Here is a 3,418-nt window from a genome sequence, read left to right on the forward strand (position 1 = left end):
CCGCAGGAGTTTATGGTTAAATTCGATTTCCCAGATACCACGAGCTGATCGGCTGCCAGCCTCTGTTAGCCAGGGGCGCGCGACGCAGTCAAAACGCCCCTCTTTCGGGTAAAAGATTACCGCAGAAGGGGTTCGAGGTCCAATGATGTAAAAAACCACGCTAAGAGGTTAATTCATTGTTTGTATTCAAATTTAATGGTCTTAACTCGCCCTTCAGAATATCTTCCGGTAACGAAAACGTATAATGTCCCAGCATATTTATATGGCCATGTATCAGCGGCGATAATCTTGCCAGATGCTCCTCTTCAGGTGTTTCCCCCGATTTGCGAAGATGTGACAACGCCTCCTGCATGTAAAGTGTATTCCACAGCACAACCGCATTGGTCACCAGACCCAGAGCACCGAGTTGATCTTCCTGCCCTTCACGGTAGCGTTTTCTAATCTCACCACGTTGTCCGTAGCAAATGGCTCGAGCCACTGCATGGCGTCCTTCTCCCCGGTTGAGCTGAGTGAGGATCCGACGCCGGTAATCCTCATCATCGATATAGTTGAGAAGATACAACGTCTTGTTGACCCGGCCCACTTCCATAATCGCCTGAGCCAGACCAGATGGTCGGCTACTTCTCAACAGTGAACGAATAAGCTCTGATGCATGGATGGTCCCAAGCTTCAGTGAGCCCGCCATTCGCATCATTTCATCCCATTGGGATTCTATTTTTGACAGTTCAACACATCCCCGGGCCAGCTCATTCAGGGCACCATAATGTGCCGTTTTATCTGCCCGCCAGAATATCGCCCCGCCTGCATCGGCCAGACGAGGGGAAAACTGGTAGCCCAGTAACCAGAACAGGCCAAAAATGATATCGCTGGATCCTGCCGTGTCCGTCATAATTTCTACCGGATTCAGCCCGGTCTGCTGCTCCAGAAGCCCTTCCAGTACAAAGATGGAATCACGAAGCGTCCCGGGAACTACAATGCCATGGAAACCGGAGTATTGATCGGAGACGAAGTTGTACCAGGTGATACCGCGTCCTGAACCAAAGTATTTACGATTTGGTCCGGAATTAACCGTTTTAACCGGTGTGACAAAACGCATACCATCTGCGGAGGCAACCTCACCACCTCCCCAGTACCCCGCGAGCGGCAGCGTGGACTGAAAATCAACCAGCCGTGCATTAGCGGTGACCAGCGTTTCTGCCCTGAGATAATTTTGTTTAACCCAGCTCAGACGATGGCGAGTAAGCGCGGGAATATTATGCTTTATCAGGGGTTCATGCCCTATATTGCAGGCTTCTGCCAGCAGTGTTGCGCACAGACTGACCTGGAGATCCTGCGCCCGAGCACCTGATTCACTGACGTGGCTGAATTCGCGGGTAAAACCGGTTCGGGCATCTATTTCAAGCAACAGCTCCGTCAGATCAACCGGAGGGATCAATTCTCTTACCCGACGATTCAATTGTATCAGTGCCGGTGGCTCATCCAGTTTATCCAGACTGCTAATCGTCAGTGAGGGATGCTTACCTTCATTGCTTATGCTGACCGCTGCGTTGCAGGCAAAACGTGAAGCCACTGATTTCCATGTGTCATCAAGCCGCGTAGCCAGTTGTTCTGCTGCTTTAGTTCCGTCTGATGGATGACCCAGCGCCCGACATACCGGGATGCGTTGTGCCTGCCATTCAGCTCCCTGAAGCAATTTTTGACGCGGGTCCCCCCACCGATCACTGTTCTCCAGCCAGAGATCACGACGGCGCAAAGAATCTTGAAGGCGCTCGAGAAGACACAGCGAGTAACCCGCTCGTAGAATCCTACCATCTCTGTCGTAGACCAGACGTTTCCATGGGCCGGAAATGATTTGCTCTGGTGCATCGTCGAGAATTCGCTTTTTTGAGCCACTCAGTTCGGCCAGATAATGGATTGCTGACAACGTGAGCTCCCCGGCCGGGGCGGCCTGAAAGTGTAAGTCACGCAACATCGCGGACAGGAAACGCTTCACCCGTCCATATTGTTCCACCATTTCATCCTGAAACTGAGTATCTTGCGGGCGCGCCAGCTCATTTACCTTGCCGACGGATTCAGCCAGTTTGTCCTTTGGTATGCGGCGAAAAATAGCCTGCCGCAGAGCTGCTTCATCGGTGTTCTCATCAAGTAATAACGTGCATGCCCGTGCCAGTAATAGCGCGGCACGATCAAGATCTTTCAGGGTCCTGAGCCGCTTTTTCTGCCCGATATTTTTTGCAGAACGCGTGATATCCAGAATAAGCATATCCAGCACATCCACGGCCTCGTCAAGCGCCGAAATTTCCTGTGCTTTCACAAACGCAGTAAGCACGGCCAGTCGCCGTTCGTCAGGCATTCTTGAAATGTATTTCACCGAAGCCATTCCGGCATAACGGGCCAAATTCCGCAGCTGGATGGCAGGCAGACCGGAGAAATTCAACCGGGAAAACTCCATGCTACGCAGTCGGGTATATCGCTCCAGGGCGTCTGTAAATGACGGCCCACTGATAGTGACAGGACCTTTTCGCATCTCCTCCAGCACCGATATACGCTGCCCTTCAGGTATTTCAAGTAAACCGTCCAGTTGTGTTTTCTGCCAGCTGTCAGGCAACAAAGCCAGCCTTCGCCATAATCGTCGACTTGCCCGTTCGCGTACTTCGCCAATCAGCCTTGTCAGAGTCGAGGCTGCGGGTAGCAGGATCTTATTTTGCAGCAACCATGCGGTAGCAAAATCAAACAGCAGACCTGGACGCTCATTGCTGAGCCAGGCGCGAGTATAGAGCAAACGCTTCAGTCTGAATGTCCAGGGGAAATCACCAAAATCATGATAATCATAATAGAGCTTGATAAGCCCCTGATGCTCCCAGCGGGTATTTTCTCTTTCAGCATACCGGGAAAGGATCTCTGGTCGGCTGATGTTCAACTGTGCCGCAATGTAAAAACGGATGAATGAGGGAATTTGAAGGGGATCAGGAAGAAACGTTCCCAGAAAGCGCGCCGTAGTCAGCTGAAGTGCAATCCCCAGCCGGTTATGTTTTCCCCGTCGCTGATTAATAAAAGCAAGGTCACGCTCATCCAGATGAAAATACCGAGCCAGCTGAACCTCATTTGGGTCTGCCACATAGCGACCGTAGTTTTCTGTCTGTTCGCTGGTAAGAAAGTCATCACTCATTGCGCATCCTTTCGTAAACGGGAGTTCTGTCCTTTTTTTAACCGTCTCAAATATTATAATTTGTGAGACTACTGAAAATGATATTAAACGTGAGTATCAAAAATCATGATTTATGCCTTATGATACTACTCAGTATCAATATCGATTTGTGAGACGGCACTGTTGCAAAGTTAGCGATGAGGCAGCCTTTTGTCTTATTCAAAGGCCTTACATTTCAAAAACTCTGCTTACCAGGCGCATTTCGCCCAG

The 3,418-nt window shown here is 50.5% G+C and carries 1 protein-coding gene; it reads right to left on the minus strand.

Going from position 1 to position 3,418, the window contains the following annotated elements; translation table 11 throughout:
- Positions 1 to 160 precede the first annotated feature (160 nt).
- Positions 161 to 3,169 carry a Tn3 family transposase gene (locus LZP96_RS23640; RefSeq protein WP_016156490.1) on the minus strand — a complete coding sequence of 1,003 codons (3,009 nt, stop codon included), beginning with the start codon at positions 3,167 to 3,169 and terminating at the stop codon, positions 161 to 163.
- Positions 3,170 to 3,418: the final 249 nt, after the last annotated feature.

Origin of the sequence: Huaxiibacter chinensis (genome assembly GCF_022171985.1) — a bacterium.
GTDB lineage: Bacteria > Pseudomonadota > Gammaproteobacteria > Enterobacterales > Enterobacteriaceae > Enterobacter > Enterobacter chinensis_A.